This is a genomic window from Ulvibacterium sp. (genome assembly GCF_028285715.1).
GTDB lineage: Bacteria > Bacteroidota > Bacteroidia > Flavobacteriales > Flavobacteriaceae > Ulvibacterium.
Map to the genome: position 1 here is coordinate 867,937 of NZ_JANQOO010000017.1, position 17,250 is coordinate 885,186.

Genomic DNA, 17,250 nt, shown 5'->3' on the forward strand with positions numbered 1-17,250 from the left:
TTGGGAAAAGGCAGATCCGCTATTGCCGAGGGTATGAATTTTAACACTATCCGACTTCTTTAAACAATGAAAAGGGGTGCGGAAGGGGTCCATGAGCAAAATTTCTGACCATATTTAAAAACTCGAACTCCCCAAATTCCTCTACTTCCCAGTATCCCTTACCGCAAGCGGAATACAAATTGGCCAAGCCTACCTTCAGTATCATTCCGTAACCTCCTTAAAACTAAGATTCAACGTTCTGGGGGCCCTTTGATAGTATTCCAATGCATGCCCCGATCTGTTCAATTCCTCTTTAAAATCAGTGTATCAAGACCAAATTGACACGACCTTCCGATCATTATCATTTTTAGGGCCCAAATACATTTTTTGATAAAGATTATTTAACCATTCAAAAATATTATCCTGTCTTTAAGGCGGTAGTTTTATTAGATAACTAAAACCTTAATAAAATGAGAAAAAATAAATTGCTATTGATCGCCGTTGTCCTAACATTCTTTTACGGTTGTTACCCCGATGATTATGTCGGTGGAGGCGGCAAAGATGATGATGGAGACCCCACAGGTGTAGATCCCGACGCCCAAAAGGCATTGGACGAAGCGGATTTTGTACTTCAATTATTACATTACGCGGATGTGGATGGTAACGAAGAAACCGCTCTTGATGCCGTCGATGAATTCTCTGCATTGGTCAATGGCCTCACCAATGATTCGGATTACGGGTCACAAACCTTGATGGTCAGTTCCGGTGATATCATCATTCCAGGTTCCCGATTTTTTGCAGCGGAACAATCCGCCGTCCGTGCAGTTACGGGGAGTAACGAACCCGGACATGCCGATATTGCATTTGCCAATGCCGTTGGTGTGGTTGCCTCAGCCTTGGGCAATCATGAATTGGATGCAGGTCCCGGTGAATTTTCGGATGCCATCCAGGCCGAGGCCGGAGGTGGAGCGGAATTTATTGGATCGGCCTTCCCTTTCCTTTCGGCCAATGTAGATTTTACCCCCGATGATGATTTTTCCATAGGCACCGATGGCTCCGAAGCAAATACCATGGGCACCCAAGTGGCCAAATATGCCATAGCCACCGTAAATGGACAGCAAATTGGTTTGGTCGGGGCCTCCACGCCCACTCTACCGAGCATTACCAGTACCGGTTCATTAATTGTCAGCGGAGAAGGTGGGAATATGGCCCTTGCCGCAGAGATCCAACCCGCCGTCGATGCCCTCAAGGGGGCGGGAGTCAACAAAATTGTCCTTCTGGCCCATATGCAACAAATTGCCATTGAAAAAGAACTGGCCACTCTTTTGGACGGTGTGGATATTATCGTTGCGGGGGGGTCCAATACCCGCATGGGCGATAACGATGACAGCTTATTCTCCGGAGATGGGGGTTTTCAGGAAACCTATCCCTTTATCACCAAGGATGCCAGCGATAATCCCACCCTTGTGGTGAATGTAGACGGAGATTACAAATATCTGGGACGATTGGTCGTCGGATTCGATGCCCATGGCGTTTTGGATACCAATACCTTGGACGAATACCTCAATGGTGCCTACGCATCCATAGCCTCCGTGGTGTCGCAAGTGAACGGGACACCGATTTCAACGGTTACCACCCTACAAAATGCCTTGAATTCAGTTATTGATGAACAATTTAGCAATGTCCTCGGTTTTTCGGACGTGTATCTGGATGGTAGAAGAAGTCAGGTAAGGACCCAGGAGACCAATTTGGGTAACCTTACCGCTGACGCCAATTTGTGGTATGCCAATCTACTTTCCGATGAGCCCGTACAGATTTCATTGAAGAATGGGGGTGGAATTCGAACCGAAATCGGCACGGCCGTATTACCTCCGGGATCTACGGATCCCAATGATGTGGAATTCACTGCACCTGAAAACATTTCCGAAGGTAATCTTAGGGCCGTATTACGTTTTGACAATGGATTGGTCCGATTAACGGTAACGGCGGCAGAGCTCAAGGATATCTTGGAGCATGCCGTTGCAGGCTCGGAATCCGGGGCTACCCCAGGACAGTTCCCACAAGTGGCCGGACTTTCCTTTACCTTTGATACCGCTGGTATGCCAAGAACCGCTGCAGGTAACGGCACCCGGGTTTCAGAACTTACTGTAGGTACCGATGTTGTAGTGTCCGGAGGTACAATCCAAGGCGATGCTTCCCGTACCTTTAATCTGGTTACCCTAAACTTCTTGGCCAATGGCGGTGATTCCTATCCGTTTACGGATGCCGATTTGAGTGCTCCCAACCGGGTTAATTTCTATGAAGGCACGGGCTTCGGTGAGGAAATTGATTATCCGGATGCCAATTTGGGCAATGATCCCGGAGCCAATAGTTCATTTAGTTATACTGGTGGCGAGCAAGAGGCCTTAGCGGAATACCTGATATCCCAGTTCCCGCAATCCAGCCCCTATATGGAAGCTGAAACTCCGGCAAGTGCCGATACACGAATCGTACAAGTGAATCCCATAAATTAACGCTAAGCTAAGAGCCGTTTATAACTGACCATTAGCTAAAGGAAACGTCCCTGAAATTTTTGGGGACGTTTCTTGTTTGAATTTTAACGTATTTTAATCAAAACTAGAATCAGAAAAGAATCTTCCTTAGGGTCCTACCCGAATCAATATATTACCCGAGTTCTTAAAAGTCGTCCTGTCGTAAGTCAGCGGGCAGTATTTCATTGAGATAGATAGGGTAATGGAAATCATCCATTTTTTTTAACAAACGAAGTAGCCTCCGTTTTTCTCCTACATGAAGTTCCTTAGTGACTAAATGAGCGGCCTTGGGGACCTTCCGATAGGCGATTCGTACATTTTCCCTACCTTTCTTTGTCAACCGTAAAAGCTTACCTCTTTTATCCTGCGGATTAGGGAATTCCTCAATAATCCCATTTTTCAAAAGGCGTTTGATTACCCCCATGCCCGAAGATTTATCATAAGCCATCATTCTGATCAAATCAGTTTTACCTACCTCCCCGGCACGATCTAGAATGGCCGTAAAGGTGAATTCCATATCGGTCGAAAATGGCAATCCCTCAAGGGTCTTTTTTATGTAGGTGTTACCATATCTACCCATCCTTCCGATATAAGCGGCAATTTCCACTTCAAGACTATGGCCGGTTATATTGTAGTTTTCCTGCTGGGAAGGAAAGTCTCTTTTTGAGCCAAGCCATTCCAAAAAAGTGTCGATATCCGTTGCGGTACCAAGACTCTCTTTTTTAAAATCATCCACCAAAAGGACTAACTCCTTAACCAAATTAAATGCCTCCATAAACAACTATTTAACACTAAATTAATTAAATATACTATTTTTTAATAGTTTTTTGTTTAATATTTGCAAATATAAACTAAACAATATGTATAAAATTACCCTCTCCATCTTCGTATCTGCGCTTTTTTTTGGCAACATCCCCAAAATATCTTCACAGGTTACGTCAAATTTATTCGGCACTGTGGTGGACGAAGTTGGGCAGCCCATTTTTGGGGCATCGGTTTTTCTTGAAGGCACCGGACAAGGTGCACAAACAGATTTTGACGGGAATTATACCATAAAAAATATTACTCCAGGTTCATACAACCTGGTCGTTAGCTACATAGGCTACAAAACCCAAACCGAATATAACATAATCGTACGTTCCAAGGGAACGCCCAATTATAACTTTGTTCTCAAGGAATCGGTGCAACAGTTGGGAGAGGTCGTTGTGTCCAATGCCAACAAAATCAGTAGGCCTCGCGAAACACCGCTATCCACGCAATCCTTATCGGCAGTGGAGATTGCCACCTATCCGGGCAGTAACAATGATGTGGTGCAGGTGGCTCAGACCTTACCCGGCGTTTCCCCATCTATTGGGGGGTTCCGTAACGACTTGATCATACGGGGCGGGGCACCAAACGAAACCGTATACTATTTGGATGGTATGGAGATACCCAACATCAACCATTTTAGCACCCAGGGTAGTGCTGGCGGGCCGGTTGGGCTAATCAATGTATCCTTCATAGACAACGTAACCCTATCCACTTCGGCCTTTGGTGCTCAATACGATAATCCCCTTTCCGGGGTATTGCAGTTTAGCCAACGTAATGGTAATAGTAGAAATTTCACTGGCAACTTTCGTGTTAGCGCAAGTGAGGCGGCCCTAACATTGGAAGGGCCGTTATTTAAAAAAAGTGGCGAAAAAGGAAAGACCACATTCTTGGCGTCCGTTAGGCGCAGTTATCTGCAATTCCTTTTTGAAGCAATAGGATTGCCCTTTAGACCCAATTACTGGGATTATCAATATAAAATAAACCATAAGATCAATACCTATAACGACATCAGTCTGATAGGAATTGGATCCATCGATGACTTTTCGGTAGAGTCACCCGATGATTTTGACGCCGAACAACAAGCACAACTGGAACAGGCCCCTTTTATTAACCAGCGGACCAATGCCATTGGGGTCACATGGAAAAATAGATTCAAGGATGGTAGTGGTTTTATGGAAACTACACTAAGTAACAATACGCTGGTGAACGATTTTACCAGATTCGAAGACGCGGAAAATGAAACCGGGGTCATCTTCAGTAATGACGCCAGGGAATCGGAAACAAAGCTTAGATATGCGCTGACCAAGTTTATCGGGGACTGGAAGCTTACTTCCGGATTTAATCTGCAACATTCGGACTATGAAAATGAGACCCTGAACATTACGGATGGCCTAGCCTTTACTACACAAATCGATTTTTTCAAATATGGTTTCTTTTCAAATCTTACAAAATCTTTTTTTGATGATAAACTGGATGTCTCTTTTGGCTTTAGAATGGATAACGACTCTTTTACGGAAGAAGACAATCTATTTTCCACATTTTCCCCAAGGTTATCGCTTTCCTACGAATTTTCAGAAAATTGGAGGCTGAATGGCTCCCTGGGTCGCTATTATAAATTACCGCCCTATACGATTCTCGGGTTTAGGGACAACAATGGAATCTTGATCAATCAAGATTCGGAGTATACCTTGAGCGACCATGTTGTAATTGGATTGCAACATTATTTTGGCCCCTCTTCAAGTATTTCCCTAGAAGGTTTTTATAAACGCTATGATGATTATCCCGTATCCGTTTTGGATGGTGTTTCCTTGGCGAACAAAGGAGCTGATTTTGAGATTTTGGGTAGCGAGGACGTCGAAACGGTAGGTAGGGGCAGAAGTTATGGAGCCGAACTTCAGTTTCAACAAAAACTGTCCAACAATTTCTATGGTATTTTTGCCTATACTTGGTTCTACAGCGAATTTACAGGTTTTGACCGCAACGTTTTCCTCCCTTCGGTCTGGGACAGCAGACATTTAATATCGTTTACCGGCGGTTATAAGCTAAAACGAAATTGGGAGATAAGCGCTAGATACCGTTTTGCGGGTGAAACACCTTTTGTGCCCACAAATCTGGAAGAAACCTTGGAAAACTATCCTGAAGTGGTACTGGATTATAACCGATTGGGAGAGGAAAACTTGAATGTCTTTAGCCAGTTGGATGTACGAATCGACAAAAAATGGAACTTCACAAAACTTTCGCTGAATGTATTTGCCGAAGCACAGAATATTCTTGGACAAGATATTCCCCAACCCGCGGAATATGGTTTGAATAGGGATTCAAATGGCACAATTATTCAACCACGGAGTTTGATAGAAATCGAAAGTGATACAGGACAGATCATTCCCAGTATTGGTATTGTGGTAGATTTTTAATTTCAAACCGTTCCCAAATCGCCAACGTGAAACAGGCCGGACCAAAAACATGTATGTAAAGATAAATTACAGCGAACCCGGCTCCTTTAGCGGATCAAATCACTTTTGAAAATCCGTCTACCTTTACGAACTCCGAAACCGAAAGAGAATCGGATAAGGGAAAAATACTTCAATGGAAAGGCAATCTGGAATTTCTAATGGATTTTGCCAACCAGGGTTACAACACTAAATAGCTGCAAAAGCCTTAGAATAAAAGAAACCGATAAACCGACATTTTTGTTCATAAAACAAAAGAAAACACCCCGAAAAAACCCTGCAAATAGGGGTTTACCGTTGTTTTTTGCGTGCTACCGTTTACCTAAAGAAACCTACCGATTAGGGGATTGCACCAAAATCTACGGGCTTCCCCAGCTAGATTTGTAACGACCATGAAAATGTTTTTCCCGTCCCACAATCCATAAAACAGCAAATACTAATGGGTCTGGAAAAGCATATGGCATAACCCCATAACCGACCCATGACCTCAAAAGATCTATTTTCAAAAAATATTTGGGTAGTTCCCCTTCTTTTTTTTCTTTCCAATTGTTCCATCGTGTTGGGACAGTGCTTGTCACCTTTCAATTTTAGTTCGGATGCTGACGGCTCCTTTGAATCCTTGTCCGGGGTAGCCAGCAACGATGCATTTAGCTTAAGTAACGTAATTACTGGAGCAGGATGGTCTCCCGTTATTGGTTTTAGCGGTACATGGGTTTCCCCGATGCCCCTTACCGGGTCGAATTTCTTTACCGGAATCGCGGATGGAATGCCTTCTTCCCCGGATGGAGGCGTTTTCGTGGGGGGGTACGTAACTACCTCGAATTTGGGCGTATCTTTTAGAACCACCATAACCGGATTGGACATCGGCCAAATTTATGTGTTGAAGTTTTACCAGGCCAATGCGGGCATTGACGGGAACACACCAATAGACCCTGCCCAAAGGGCACGCTGGAGCGTAACCTTCGGAACACAGACCTTTACCAGTACGGCTATGGGCTATCTCGGGGAAGGTAACCAAATATGGATGGAGGAGGAAATGACCTTTATCGCCACGGCCACTTCCCAGAACCTGACCTTTACGGTAGATAACGATGCTACCGGGTTTAACTACGAGTATATGGCCTTGGATGGGGTCAGATTATTCATCGATAATGATACCGATGGGGACGGGATACGTGATTGTAATGACCTGGATGATGATAATGACGGGATAACAGACTTAAACGAGGGGCATACATGCCCAGGTATTACACTTGGGGAAGTTTATGTAAACACCGCCTTAGGTGAAATTGCCACCTATGATCTTGAGACCAACGCAGTGAATGTCTTGTGTTCCGGGCTGCAGATCTCCGGGGATATCGGGATAGCCCCGGACGGCCAAATATACACCATTGAACTTGGGGGTGCTTCCCCCACGGATTCAGAGATTAGAAGAGTGGGTACAAGTAGCTGTTCGGAGACCGTTATAGGAACGGTCCCCGTTGGTGGGGCCGTTGCCATGTCCTTCCTTCCCGATGGGTCGGCCCTGGTCGGTTTTTATACCACGCCTATGATTTACAGGGTTACCCTATCCCCTTTTACCGTTACGCCATGGGCTTCCGTACCCGGCTTCATTCCGTTAGGGGATTTCTCCCTGGTCAATGGGCAATTATACTATCTGGCCCATCCCGGAAATCCCGCAATAAATTATTCGATTGAAATAGACATAGATCCCGTTACCTATGACTACGTAAGCCATTCTACACCGACCCTTATTTCAGGAGGGGGGTATGGAGCCTCCGTTTCCGGGACCTGTCAAGTGGTTTATGGCGGATTAGACACTATCATCCTATTGGACGATATTACCACGGGGAGTTCGGGAAGGACCATTACCACCTCAATCCCTGAAATAGGCCCCATCTTTGGATTGGCCAGTATATATGAAGCAGATGGTTGCAATAACGCCTGTACGGAAATCGATACCGATAATGATGGTATCGCCGATCATTTGGACACGGATAGCGATGCCGATACCTGCCCGGATGCCGTGGAAGGCGGTGCCGTATTTACCAAAAACGACCTGGATGCCAACAACCGATTGGCCGGAGCTGTGGATACCGACCCTTCGAGTCCAAATAATGGTATTCCCTTGGCGGCCGGTTCCGGGCAAACTGTGGGATCCGCACAGGACAATACCCTGCGCTTAGGCTGCCCCACACGCATCATTACCAATAGGCGGGTAACCTATAGGGTAAAGAGAGATTAGCTCCAACGGTCATATAGTAGTCCCTAAATAATCTTGTGGCCCGTACGACTACTTCAATCCGATGGCCTCATCAAATGCGCGATCCACACCCTTCATCCAATCGGAAATTGATTCAACCACCAGAATATCCGGCGCCATATACTCGCGGTCATCACGTGGATTTGTGTGGGACCACCTGCCCCTGGACAGTAGTACATCAACTCCGATATGTTCCAAGCTTGGAGGCGGAAATTCCGGTGTTCCCTCTGTTTGATTGGGTCTCCCGCCAGATGGTTCACCAATAAAAATGGCGTTGGTATGTGTTTCCAACATGCTCAGAAAGGCCGTAGCCGCACTAAACGTTTTGCGACCCACCAGGACGATCAGTTTATTCTCCTTATTTAATCTTGGAAATTGCCGCAACTTGAATACAAAGGGCCAGGCGTTGAATAAATTACCACCTCCGTTATTTCTTAAATCCACAATTAGCTTGTCTACTTCCTTTTTTTCCACTACCTCCCATAACTCGGTATATGTATCCGTTATTGAATGATTCGGTGGATCTTTAAGTACATTAAGCTTCATGTATAAGGTGGCCTTGTCTTCCAGATATTCCAAATGATAGGGAGGATTTACATCCCATTTGGAAGAGGGCCACTGAATTCCGAGCTTTTCATCCAACCGGACGGAATTGGAAGAAGGAGCCTGAAATTCATCAAAAAAATCCTCCAGACCTCCTTCATAGGACTCGGCATTAACCTGAACTTTTTCTAAGGAACCATTGGATAGCCTAACCTTTAGGGTAAGTGGCGCAGTTTCATCTTCCAATATGCCCAGCCCTGCAAGTATGGGTGGATAAATCATAAAAAAAGGTACTTTGAACATATCCCCATATTCATTTTCACCATTGGATATTTCAAAGAGCTTTCGGGATACCTCGGATACCGAAAGTGCCCCTATTTGTTCTACTTTGCCCCCTACATAGTCAGCATACTTTTTGTCCGAGGCGATTATATACAGACCTTCTTCAAAATAATACATCCGGATAGGAAACCATTTTGTACCATTTCCCGGGAACACCATATCCCTTATCCAGATACCGGAATGGCCATCCTTTAATTTGGCGACCAAGGCCATTAAAGCTACCCTGACTTCATTTTTGGACATTGTGTCCGACTGCCTTAAAAGCAGGTCGTAATCATTACGCCATTGCCGGAAATCATAGTTTTGGAAAATGTGGCCCGATTCATTCAAGACCAACGTATAAAACTTCTCAAGGTCCCCTCGCCACTCCTTGTCCTGGGCCCGGCAACCTAATGTGCATAGAACCAATAGTACCAATACCATGGTACGTATAATTGTAGTCGCTTTCACACTGTTTTTTCTGAATGGAAGACGGGAAGTAAGATTCTTTAGGTCTTCCTTAGGGCATTTATCTCTCCTGAACATTTTTTGATTTTTGTCAAAAATAGGACGATACTATGCCCCAAAAGGTCCAAAATCTATTCTGGGCCCTTTTTAATTTGAGATTTTTTGTATGCGCTTGGTGTCATCCCCGTGGTTGCCTTAAAGACACGTTGGAAAGAGGTTTTGCTATTAAATCCTGACTCATAGGCAATTCCTAGTATCGTTTTATTCCTCTCCTTGGGATCAAGAACCTTGGATTTGAATTCGTTAATCCGGTACCCGTTAACAAATTCCGGGAAGTTTACGCCCAACTCTTGATTAATGATCTTGGAAAGAAATTGTCTTGGTACTCCAAGTTGGGCGGCAATATCCCCGATTTTAAGCTCACAGTCCCTATACATTTTCTGTTCTTCCATCAACCCCTTTAACTTTTCTATTATTTGCTTACCAATTTTCGATTTTGTACCGCTTATCCTTTTAAAGACCTTCCTCCACTCCTTATCATATCTCACGAATACATAACTTATCCAATAGACCAACAAAGTGGTGATAATTGCAATACTTAATTCAGTAAGATATAGAAAATCGAACCCCTCAGTAAACATAATAGCATTGGCTACGCCCAAGCATACAATGGTTGCATAGAAGCCCAATGCCCACAAAAACATTCTTTTGTAGGGCAACGGAAAACTGAGATAATCCAATGCATGCACCTGGGTTCGATTGATGTAAAAAATCCAGATGAGATATGCAACCAAATGTAACATCCTTAAGTGCTCCACTACCCAATAATTGACCCCAATTACATGTTCCGGACCCAGACCGCCCAGTTTTTCGGATGCCGGTTGCATGTAGTAGGGAACCAAGACTGCAATGCATAAAAGAAATGGAACAAAGTGGAACAACAATTTGGGACGAAACCCTTCATCCTTAAAAAAAATGCTCTTATAAAGTATATAGAAAGAAGGACCGATTAACAGAGGTATGGGCACTCTTACAAACATAAAGTGAGGAAATAGGGCAAACCAATCCATTTCATAAAAAATCACATTAAGTAGCAGGAAAATATGGCTCCCCATCACTATGGAAAGTGAAAGTTTTGTGTTGAAGGTAAAGGTCAGTTTCCAACAGATAAGTATCAAATACAAACCCTGACCTATTCCAATATATGCAAGAATAACCAATACATCCATAAAACTATCGCTTACAGCTATCAAAAAAGGGCAAAGGAAGAATACCCGGATTGTTGAACAATCTATCTTGAAAGCATTTGCAAAAGAAAATATACTACTCTTAAACCAAAAATTCACATATATAAAGGAGAATTACCAATAGGGTCTTGGACGGCAGCACTACTTAGGTCCGCCCGTCCAAAATACAGTAGTGCCAAAGTGCATTACTTAGTATACCCCATCAACATAGGCACCTTATGGCTTGACTTGTTTACAGGACTTAAAAAAAGTCATTTGGCTCCAAGTGAAAAATATCCCCCCATAGGGAAAACTTGATCGAAACTTTAAACCAAAAGGCTTTCTACTTTTTTAGGTTTGGCAGCGGCGTATTTTTCCAATACTCCTTTTTAAGGCCTTCCTTGTTTATGGGTTGCAATACATTATCCAAGGGCAGCACCTTTTGCATAAGACTCAGTGTATCCAATTCTTGTTTGGGCCTGAGTTTTGCTTCCTGTGCAAAAAACTCACGATATTGATGGATATATTCCCCTTTTCTTTCATCCAACTTGTTTCCAAGACTGTCCTTGATATTCCGGTAAGTAAATTTTAAGTTAGGAATTTGAAGGCCTTTTTTCGGCATAAATAGGTATTTGTATTGGTCTTCCGTTTTTTTATATTTTAAGTGAGGATATAATATGATTGTTCTTTCATCTTCCAGGAAGGTAAATTTCCTTAGTGGTAGGGACTCATTTCCATAAAGTACCTTAAAATCCCTTAGCTTTATTCTATGAGGTTTGGCTGGAAATTTATTTAACCGAATTTTGAAGGTATTGTCCTCCAAATCGATAAGGGGTTTGGACTTGAATATCGCAGGTCTTTTAAGGAGAATCTTGTTGTAAAAGGAAATATAGTTCAGGAACATTTGGTCTCCTGCACCTTTTGCATATTCTATTTGAATATGGTACAGCATTTCCTTGTTCATTTTGGTAAAGCCATCGGAAAATCTTTCCCTGTGATTTTCTGCGACACGGGTAAACAGCGGTTGCCTTCTCTTGAATACCGCATAGTCCAGTTTATGGATGGCAAAACCATTCATATTGATAAAGATTTTGCCTTCGGCGCGATAGCCGTAATTTTCATATTTCAAATCGATTTCGTAAACCCTTTCTTTGTTGTAGTTGGTTTTCCGCAGGATGTTAAACTGATGATTCTCTATGAAATCCGTGGAGAGGGAATCTATGAACGAAAATGACTTTAATCCATAGTTCCGAATAACGTCATGCAATCGTAGGGTTATGAATTCGTTCCCACCATCATTCCTCATTACGGCGCCGGGAATCACCTTCTCCTGTTCCCTGTAATCATAGGGTTGTCCGGCAAACCTATCGACTTCAAAATCAAGATTCTTGGTATACGAATAGAGTTGGTATTCACTTTCCAGGATATCCCAGGTCCCAAAACCAGGGTCCAGAACGTTAATGATGGCTTCATTTAAGTTGATATAATTTCCATTTTTCACCTGGTAATCACGATAGTACCCTACGATTTCAAAACGCCTCTCGGGATAATTTTGGGGAATATTCTTTACGGCGATACGTACAATTTCCTTAGCTGTTAGCCCTTTAATCTTGGCCGTGACCACCGCTTCACTCAGTTGAAATAACCCAGGCCGGAGCGTTATTATATTGCTTTCCCCTTCTATTAAGTCTTCCATCAACACTTCCTTGGTTTCAAAGCCCATACTGGAAATTTCAATGATATCTCCCAAATCCTTGAATCGCATAGGAATCTTGAAGGTACCATCGATATTGGTAATAACACCCAAAGCCTTATCCTTTACCCGGATACTGGCAAATGGGATCGTTTCGTTTTGTGTGGCGTCTACCAATTGTCCAAAAATGAAACCTTCCTTCTGCGAAAAGCCCGAAGTCGACAACAACACGAATAGCAGAAAAAAGGAATTCCTAAAAATGTTTCTTTCCATACTAATTGATTTTCTCCAATAAAGGCGTATTCATCCAATATTCCTTATAATCCTTTGGTCTTTCAATGGGCTGGTTTTCGAATAGGGGCTTTCTCTTGTCCATGTATTCAATATCAAATGGGGCGTGAGCCTTCAATTTTACCCTTTGCACAAAAAATTCCCGGAATTGCATATAGTTCTCAACTCTTGGGGTATTAACAAGATTCCCCTCAAAATCCTTTACATCCTTAACCTTTATGTCCAACAGTTCGCTGTTAAAGGTTCGCTTTTTTACGGCAACATCGATTTCCCGCATTGTCTTGGACAAAATTCCTTCTTTTAAATCAGGATAGACCTTTACCGAGTCCTTGAACACCTCCACTTTACCGACTTCCCATTGGACCCCTTTAAACGTAATGGTGTAATTGTTTTTGATTTTGGCGTAAAGCGGATCAACGGGCCTGTTGAATTTTAATCCAAAATGACCTTCTGAGAGGGAAAGGTCTACCGTTGTCATTTCAAATAGGGGTGGAAGATTAAGCCGAAAACTATTATGAAAGGAGATGTAGTTCAAGTACATCTTTTCATTGAACCTACTGTATTCCACCAGCACATCAAAAATCACTTTACGTTTGTGACCGTGCTTATTTTTAATCCCGGAGGTATTCTTTTCCGTAGTATCATATAGGGTATAGGCCATTTTATGGATGGCATAATCGGCTTTGGATATATATAGTCTTACATGGGCCCTATAGCCCGGTTTCTGCCCATTACCATCGATTACGTGTAATATCTCGTTACCCAAATAGGTCTCCTTGTTCTTCGAAAATTTGTGGTTCGCCAAAAAATCTTCTTCCAACTTGCCCACATAATCATAGGAATAGATATCAAAGTTCCGTAAGGCGTCATGAATCCTTAAGTTCGTAAACTCGTTTCCTTCGTAATTCTCCAAATAGGCCTTGTCTATTATTTTCTTTCCGGTACTATAATCATATTTCTGGGAAGCGAGCGTATCCCGCTCAAAATCCTTGTTCATTTTCGCATCGAACAATCGTACTTCGGAAGTCCTAAAATCCTCTCGATCAAAACCCTGGTCGAAAACCTCTAGGATGGCTTCGTTTAAATTAAGGTAATTCCCATTTTTCCATTGATAATCGCGATAGTAGCCCACTGTAGAAAATGAGTTTGATGGGTAGTTTTCGGGTATGGCCTCAATGGCCATTTTTACGATGGAATACGCGGAATAATTTCTTCGCTTTCCCTTAGCCTTAACTATGGCCTCGTCCAGCACTATGGCATCGGGATTTAACCGTATCAAGTTCAGTTTCTCCGCTTCCAAATTCGCAATGGAAATATCCCGGGTTCTGTATCCCATGGAGGATATCTCAAGAATGTCACCATATTCCTTATACCGTAAGGGAATTCTAAAACTACCGTCCTCGTTGGTAATTACGCCCAAGGCCCTATCCTTGATCCTGATATTGGCAAATACAACCGGATCGTTGGTTGTGGCGTCCACAAGTTTTCCGACAATATAGCCTGATTCTTGGGCCGGCAAGGACAGCGAAAGTAATAGGAATACGCCATAAACGATATAAATGGATAAGTCTTTCGGCATGGGAGGAACACGTTTTGCTTTCTACACTTTTTAAAAGGATTACAAAAAATCAATGAAGGGCGACCCTCTTTGGGATACCGATTTTAAAGTAAGGTTTTTTGTTGGCTTTTCCTACCCATTTCCTTAGGCTACCCCAAAAAAACAGTTCATTTGCCTTTAAATTGCATCATTTTGGCATTACTAGCGTATCACGGCCAAAGCCTTGGGCATTGGTCCATCTTAAAAAGCGCTGCCCCAAGCCTAAGGCATCACCTAAAATCAAAGGAATAAATTCCTTATTTTTAAGGTTCCGGACCCGACGAATTTTTGGCTAAACCCTAAAACACCGGATGATTCAATAGCTACTAACAATGGACGACGTAATATTTGATTTTTTATCCAAATATATTGATCTCACCCAGGAAGAGAAGGATATCCTATCCGGGCAAAAATTCATAAAATCCTTCAAAAAAGGCACCCTCTTATTGCAGGAAGGAGAAATGTCCCATGAATGTTTTTTTATCCTTAAAGGTTGTATCTATAGTTATTATTTGGTGGAAGGCGATATTAAGGTAACCGAGTTTTTCGTAGAAAAACAACCGATTACCCCAATTGCTTACACTACAAAAAAGCCCTCCGAGTATTATTTGGAATGTTTGGAAGATTGTATCCTATCCATTGGATCCCAAGAAAGAAGTGCCGAACTACTGAAAAGATTACCAAGACTTGCCGCTCTTGGTCCAACCCTGCTGGAGGATGAATTGGCATCCCAAAGAATGAAATATGATAATTTCATAAAATTGACCCCGGAAAAGCGATATCAACATCTTCAAGATCAATCTCCGGATTTATTGAATAGAATCCCGCAATATTTAATAGCGAGTTACTTGGGGATTCAACCGGAATCCCTCAGCAGAATTCGCAAGCGCATCCTAAGCAGTTAGGATACTTCCTTGGCCCAGTACAGATCCACAATTTCAAAGCCTCGTTATTTCTTAACCCAAGTCAATAAAAAAGCGCTTTTAGTGCCTCAATTTTGCTCTTTAAAATGTAACACCTATGAAAAGTAACAAAATTGAAGCCCAATCCCTTCTGTCTACGTTGTGGATCTTTGTGCTGTTCAATATGATTTTTAGAGATCTGCACCAATTCGCAAACAAGGGGTTTCTTAAAGAAATAATGTCTTTGGATGTAAGCGAGGAACTTGTTCTTGTCTTTGGATTTGTAATCGAAGTTCCGATTCTCATGGTACTCCTATCCCGTATATTAAAGGACAAAGCCAACAAATGGACAAACATCATCGCCGTTTCCTTTACCGCTCTGGGTGCATTGAGTTTTGTCCCCTCCGCAGATCTGGACGATATATTTTTTATGATCATGGAGTTCGCGGCATTCATGGCCATAATCCGAATTGCCTGGAAGTTACCGACTCAAAATGAGATTCACATTTAATGATGAAAATGAAGGCAGTTATTTGTACCACATATGGAACACCCGATGTGCTGCGGCTCCAAGAGGTCAAAAAACCCATTCCAAAGGATGATGAGGTGCTACTAAAGATCCATGCCGCGGCGGTAACCACGGCCGGTCTTATTGGTAGAAAAGGGAAACCGATATTTACCCGATTGTTCAGTGGCCTTACCCGGCCAAAAAAAAGCATCTTGGGAATGGAGCTGGCCGGGGAGATTGAAGCCATTGGAAAGAATGTACGATCGTTTACAATTGGGGAACAAGTTTTTGGAATCACTGGGCCCTCATTAGGCGCACATGCCGAATACATATGTCTGCCCCAGGATGCCCCAATAATCAAAAAGCCGTACAATACGACCTACGAAGAGTCCGTAGCCATCGTTGAGGGCGGCTTAACGGCTTTGAACTTTCTTAAAAACAAAGGAAAAATAAGTCCAAGGCAGAAGATTCTGGTCTACGGTGCCTCAGGATCTGTTGGTACGGCTTCCATACAGATTGCGAAACATTTTGGTGCGGAGGTCACCGGGGTTTGCAGTACCAAAAATATGGAACTGGTCAAATCTCTTGGGGCGGATACCGTCATAGATTACACCCAAGAGGATTTTACGCAAACGGACAAAACCTATGACATTATTTTTGACACTTTGGGTAAACATTCTTTTCCTATCTGCAAGAACACCTTAAAACCAAAAGGAATCTATCTTGATGCCGCCGGACTGTCCACTCTTTTTTATATGTTTTGGACGTCCCTGTTCCCCCATAAAAAAGCCATCCTCACAGCCACGTATATCCGATCGGCCAAGATCATTAAAAAGGACCTCATGGCCTTAAGGGAATTGGTAGAGGCAGGGGAAATAAAACCGGTAATAGACAGATACTACCCTTTGGAACAGACTGCCCAGGCCCATAGCTATGTGGAGACCGGACGGAAAAAGGGAAATGTTGTAATCTCCATATGCTAATGGCAAATCCCGTCCACATCCGGGCTCGTATTTTTTTTGTTATAGCGATTTCTTGACCCAGGTCAATAGATAGAAGAAGGTGGCAATCTACTTTTGCCCCATCCTTAATGCTTCATTCCAATGAGATTAAATACAGATAGTAAAGCTTTTGCAGGTATCGCGTCCAAACCAATATCAAGGCGGCTTCGCTATTCCATTATAGTAGGCTCTTTAACTTTCTCGTGCATTCTTTTTATGGGCTGCTCCACCCAAAGGGCCATTCGCTTAAGGGATAAAAGCATCAAGGAATGGGAATCCAAACAAGGGGACAAGGACAAGAAACCATCGGATTCCGATGCTGGAGTTGCGCCTTTCAATCTATCGGCGCTCTACGATCAATGATTTTACAAGCTTTCGGGTACCCAAGATACCGGTGAGCAGGATCACCTCCCAAACCTTGGATTTCCAGAAAAAGTGTATATAACGAAGCATTATAATCGTTTGTAAAAACGAAATACCCTTAAAAAGTATGATATTTGAACCCGGGAATTAATCGAGAAATCTATGCAAAAGTTATTGGAATACGACAAAGATCATATTTGGCACCCCTATACCTCCATGATCGAACCTTTGCCCGTTTATCCCGTAAAGAAGGCCAAAAAATGTACTATAGAACTAAGTGATGGCCGTAAACTCATCGATGGTA

The 17,250-nt window shown here is 42.9% G+C and carries 12 protein-coding genes; 7 read left to right on the forward strand and 5 right to left on the reverse strand.

Translation table 11 applies throughout. From position 1 onward, the window contains the following. The first annotated feature begins 449 nt into the window (after positions 1-449). Positions 450-2,492, forward strand: coding sequence for a bifunctional metallophosphatase/5'-nucleotidase (locus Q0993_RS10865; protein ID WP_299532784.1), 2,043 nt, complete (start codon positions 450-452; stop codon positions 2,490-2,492). 163 nt (positions 2,493-2,655) lie between these two features. On the opposite strand, the gene Q0993_RS10870 is transcribed toward Q0993_RS10865, so the two are convergent. Beyond that, positions 2,656-3,285 carry a MarR family winged helix-turn-helix transcriptional regulator gene (locus Q0993_RS10870; RefSeq protein ID WP_299532786.1) on the reverse strand — a complete coding sequence of 210 codons (630 nt, stop codon included), beginning with the start codon at positions 3,283-3,285 and terminating at the stop codon, positions 2,656-2,658. A gap of 85 nt (positions 3,286-3,370) precedes the next feature. Between Q0993_RS10870 and Q0993_RS10875 the strand changes: the two genes are divergently transcribed. Together Q0993_RS10875 and Q0993_RS10880 are read left to right on the forward strand one after the other, a co-directional pair. Next, positions 3,371-5,734, forward strand: a complete 2,364-nt coding sequence (locus Q0993_RS10875; RefSeq protein ID WP_299532788.1) for a TonB-dependent receptor — start codon at positions 3,371-3,373, stop codon at positions 5,732-5,734. Positions 5,735-6,251: 517 nt separating this feature from the next. Then, positions 6,252-8,015: a hypothetical protein gene (locus tag Q0993_RS10880; RefSeq protein WP_299532790.1), complete on the forward strand. Its 1,764-nt coding sequence runs from the start codon at positions 6,252-6,254 to the stop codon at positions 8,013-8,015. Between the two features lie 48 nt (positions 8,016-8,063). On the opposite strand, the gene Q0993_RS10885 is transcribed toward Q0993_RS10880, so the two are convergent. The 4 genes from Q0993_RS10885 to Q0993_RS10900 form a co-directional block, all read right to left on the reverse strand. Then, positions 8,064-9,443, reverse strand: coding sequence for a S41 family peptidase (locus tag Q0993_RS10885; RefSeq protein WP_299532792.1), 1,380 nt, complete (start codon positions 9,441-9,443; stop codon positions 8,064-8,066). A gap of 53 nt (positions 9,444-9,496) precedes the next feature. Then, a complete protein-coding gene (locus Q0993_RS10890; protein WP_299532794.1) occupies positions 9,497-10,594 on the reverse strand; it encodes an AraC family transcriptional regulator in 1,098 nt (365 codons plus the stop codon). Positions 10,595-10,934: 340 nt separating this feature from the next. Then, positions 10,935-12,557 (reverse strand): carboxypeptidase-like regulatory domain-containing protein, encoded by a 1,623-nt coding sequence (locus tag Q0993_RS10895; RefSeq protein ID WP_299532796.1) that lies wholly within the window; start codon positions 12,555-12,557, stop codon positions 10,935-10,937. Between the two features lies 1 nt (position 12,558). Further along, entirely contained in the window at positions 12,559-14,154 is a 1,596-nt protein-coding gene (locus tag Q0993_RS10900) for a carboxypeptidase-like regulatory domain-containing protein (RefSeq protein ID WP_299532798.1), read from the reverse strand. A 350-nt stretch (positions 14,155-14,504) separates the two neighbouring features. Here Q0993_RS10900 and Q0993_RS10905 point away from each other — a divergent pair, with 350 nt between their 5' ends. The 4 genes from Q0993_RS10905 to Q0993_RS10920 all read left to right on the forward strand — a co-directional run bounded on the left by Q0993_RS10905 (position 14,505) and on the right by Q0993_RS10920 (position 16,946). After that, positions 14,505-15,077 carry a Crp/Fnr family transcriptional regulator gene (locus Q0993_RS10905; protein WP_299532800.1) on the forward strand — a complete coding sequence of 191 codons (573 nt, stop codon included), beginning with the start codon at positions 14,505-14,507 and terminating at the stop codon, positions 15,075-15,077. A gap of 115 nt (positions 15,078-15,192) precedes the next feature. Further along, entirely contained in the window at positions 15,193-15,585 is a 393-nt protein-coding gene (locus Q0993_RS10910; protein ID WP_299532802.1) for a DUF6326 family protein, read from the forward strand. An 8-nt stretch (positions 15,586-15,593) separates the two neighbouring features. Then, a complete protein-coding gene (locus tag Q0993_RS10915) occupies positions 15,594-16,565 on the forward strand; it encodes an NAD(P)-dependent alcohol dehydrogenase (protein ID WP_299532804.1) in 972 nt (323 codons plus the stop codon). 120 nt (positions 16,566-16,685) lie between these two features. Beyond that, positions 16,686-16,946, forward strand: coding sequence for a hypothetical protein (locus Q0993_RS10920; RefSeq protein WP_299532807.1), 261 nt, complete (start codon positions 16,686-16,688; stop codon positions 16,944-16,946). Positions 16,947-17,250 lie beyond the last annotated feature (304 nt).

What these genes read in the sequence shown, in the direction of transcription:
- Q0993_RS10880 (WP_299532790.1), top strand. Translation starts at nt 6,252, where the DNA reads ATGACCTCAAAAGATCTATTTTCAAAAAATATTTGGGTAGTTCCCCTT.
- Q0993_RS10920 (WP_299532807.1), top strand. Translation starts at nt 16,686, where the DNA reads ATGAGATTAAATACAGATAGTAAAGCTTTTGCAGGTATCGCGTCCAAA.
- Q0993_RS10910 (WP_299532802.1), top strand. Translation starts at nt 15,193, where the DNA reads ATGAAAAGTAACAAAATTGAAGCCCAATCCCTTCTGTCTACGTTGTGG.
- Q0993_RS10900 (WP_299532798.1), bottom strand. Translation starts at nt 14,154, where the DNA reads ATGCCGAAAGACTTATCCATTTATATCGTTTATGGCGTATTCCTATTA.
- Q0993_RS10865 (WP_299532784.1), top strand. Translation starts at nt 450, where the DNA reads ATGAGAAAAAATAAATTGCTATTGATCGCCGTTGTCCTAACATTCTTT.
- Q0993_RS10895 (WP_299532796.1), bottom strand. Translation starts at nt 12,557, where the DNA reads ATGGAAAGAAACATTTTTAGGAATTCCTTTTTTCTGCTATTCGTGTTG.
- Q0993_RS10905 (WP_299532800.1), top strand. Translation starts at nt 14,505, where the DNA reads ATGGACGACGTAATATTTGATTTTTTATCCAAATATATTGATCTCACC.
- Q0993_RS10890 (WP_299532794.1), bottom strand. Translation starts at nt 10,594, where the DNA reads ATGGATGTATTGGTTATTCTTGCATATATTGGAATAGGTCAGGGTTTG.
- Q0993_RS10885 (WP_299532792.1), bottom strand. Translation starts at nt 9,443, where the DNA reads ATGTTCAGGAGAGATAAATGCCCTAAGGAAGACCTAAAGAATCTTACT.
- Q0993_RS10875 (WP_299532788.1), top strand. Translation starts at nt 3,371, where the DNA reads ATGTATAAAATTACCCTCTCCATCTTCGTATCTGCGCTTTTTTTTGGC.
- Q0993_RS10915 (WP_299532804.1), top strand. Translation starts at nt 15,594, where the DNA reads ATGAAGGCAGTTATTTGTACCACATATGGAACACCCGATGTGCTGCGG.
- Q0993_RS10870 (WP_299532786.1), bottom strand. Translation starts at nt 3,285, where the DNA reads ATGGAGGCATTTAATTTGGTTAAGGAGTTAGTCCTTTTGGTGGATGAT.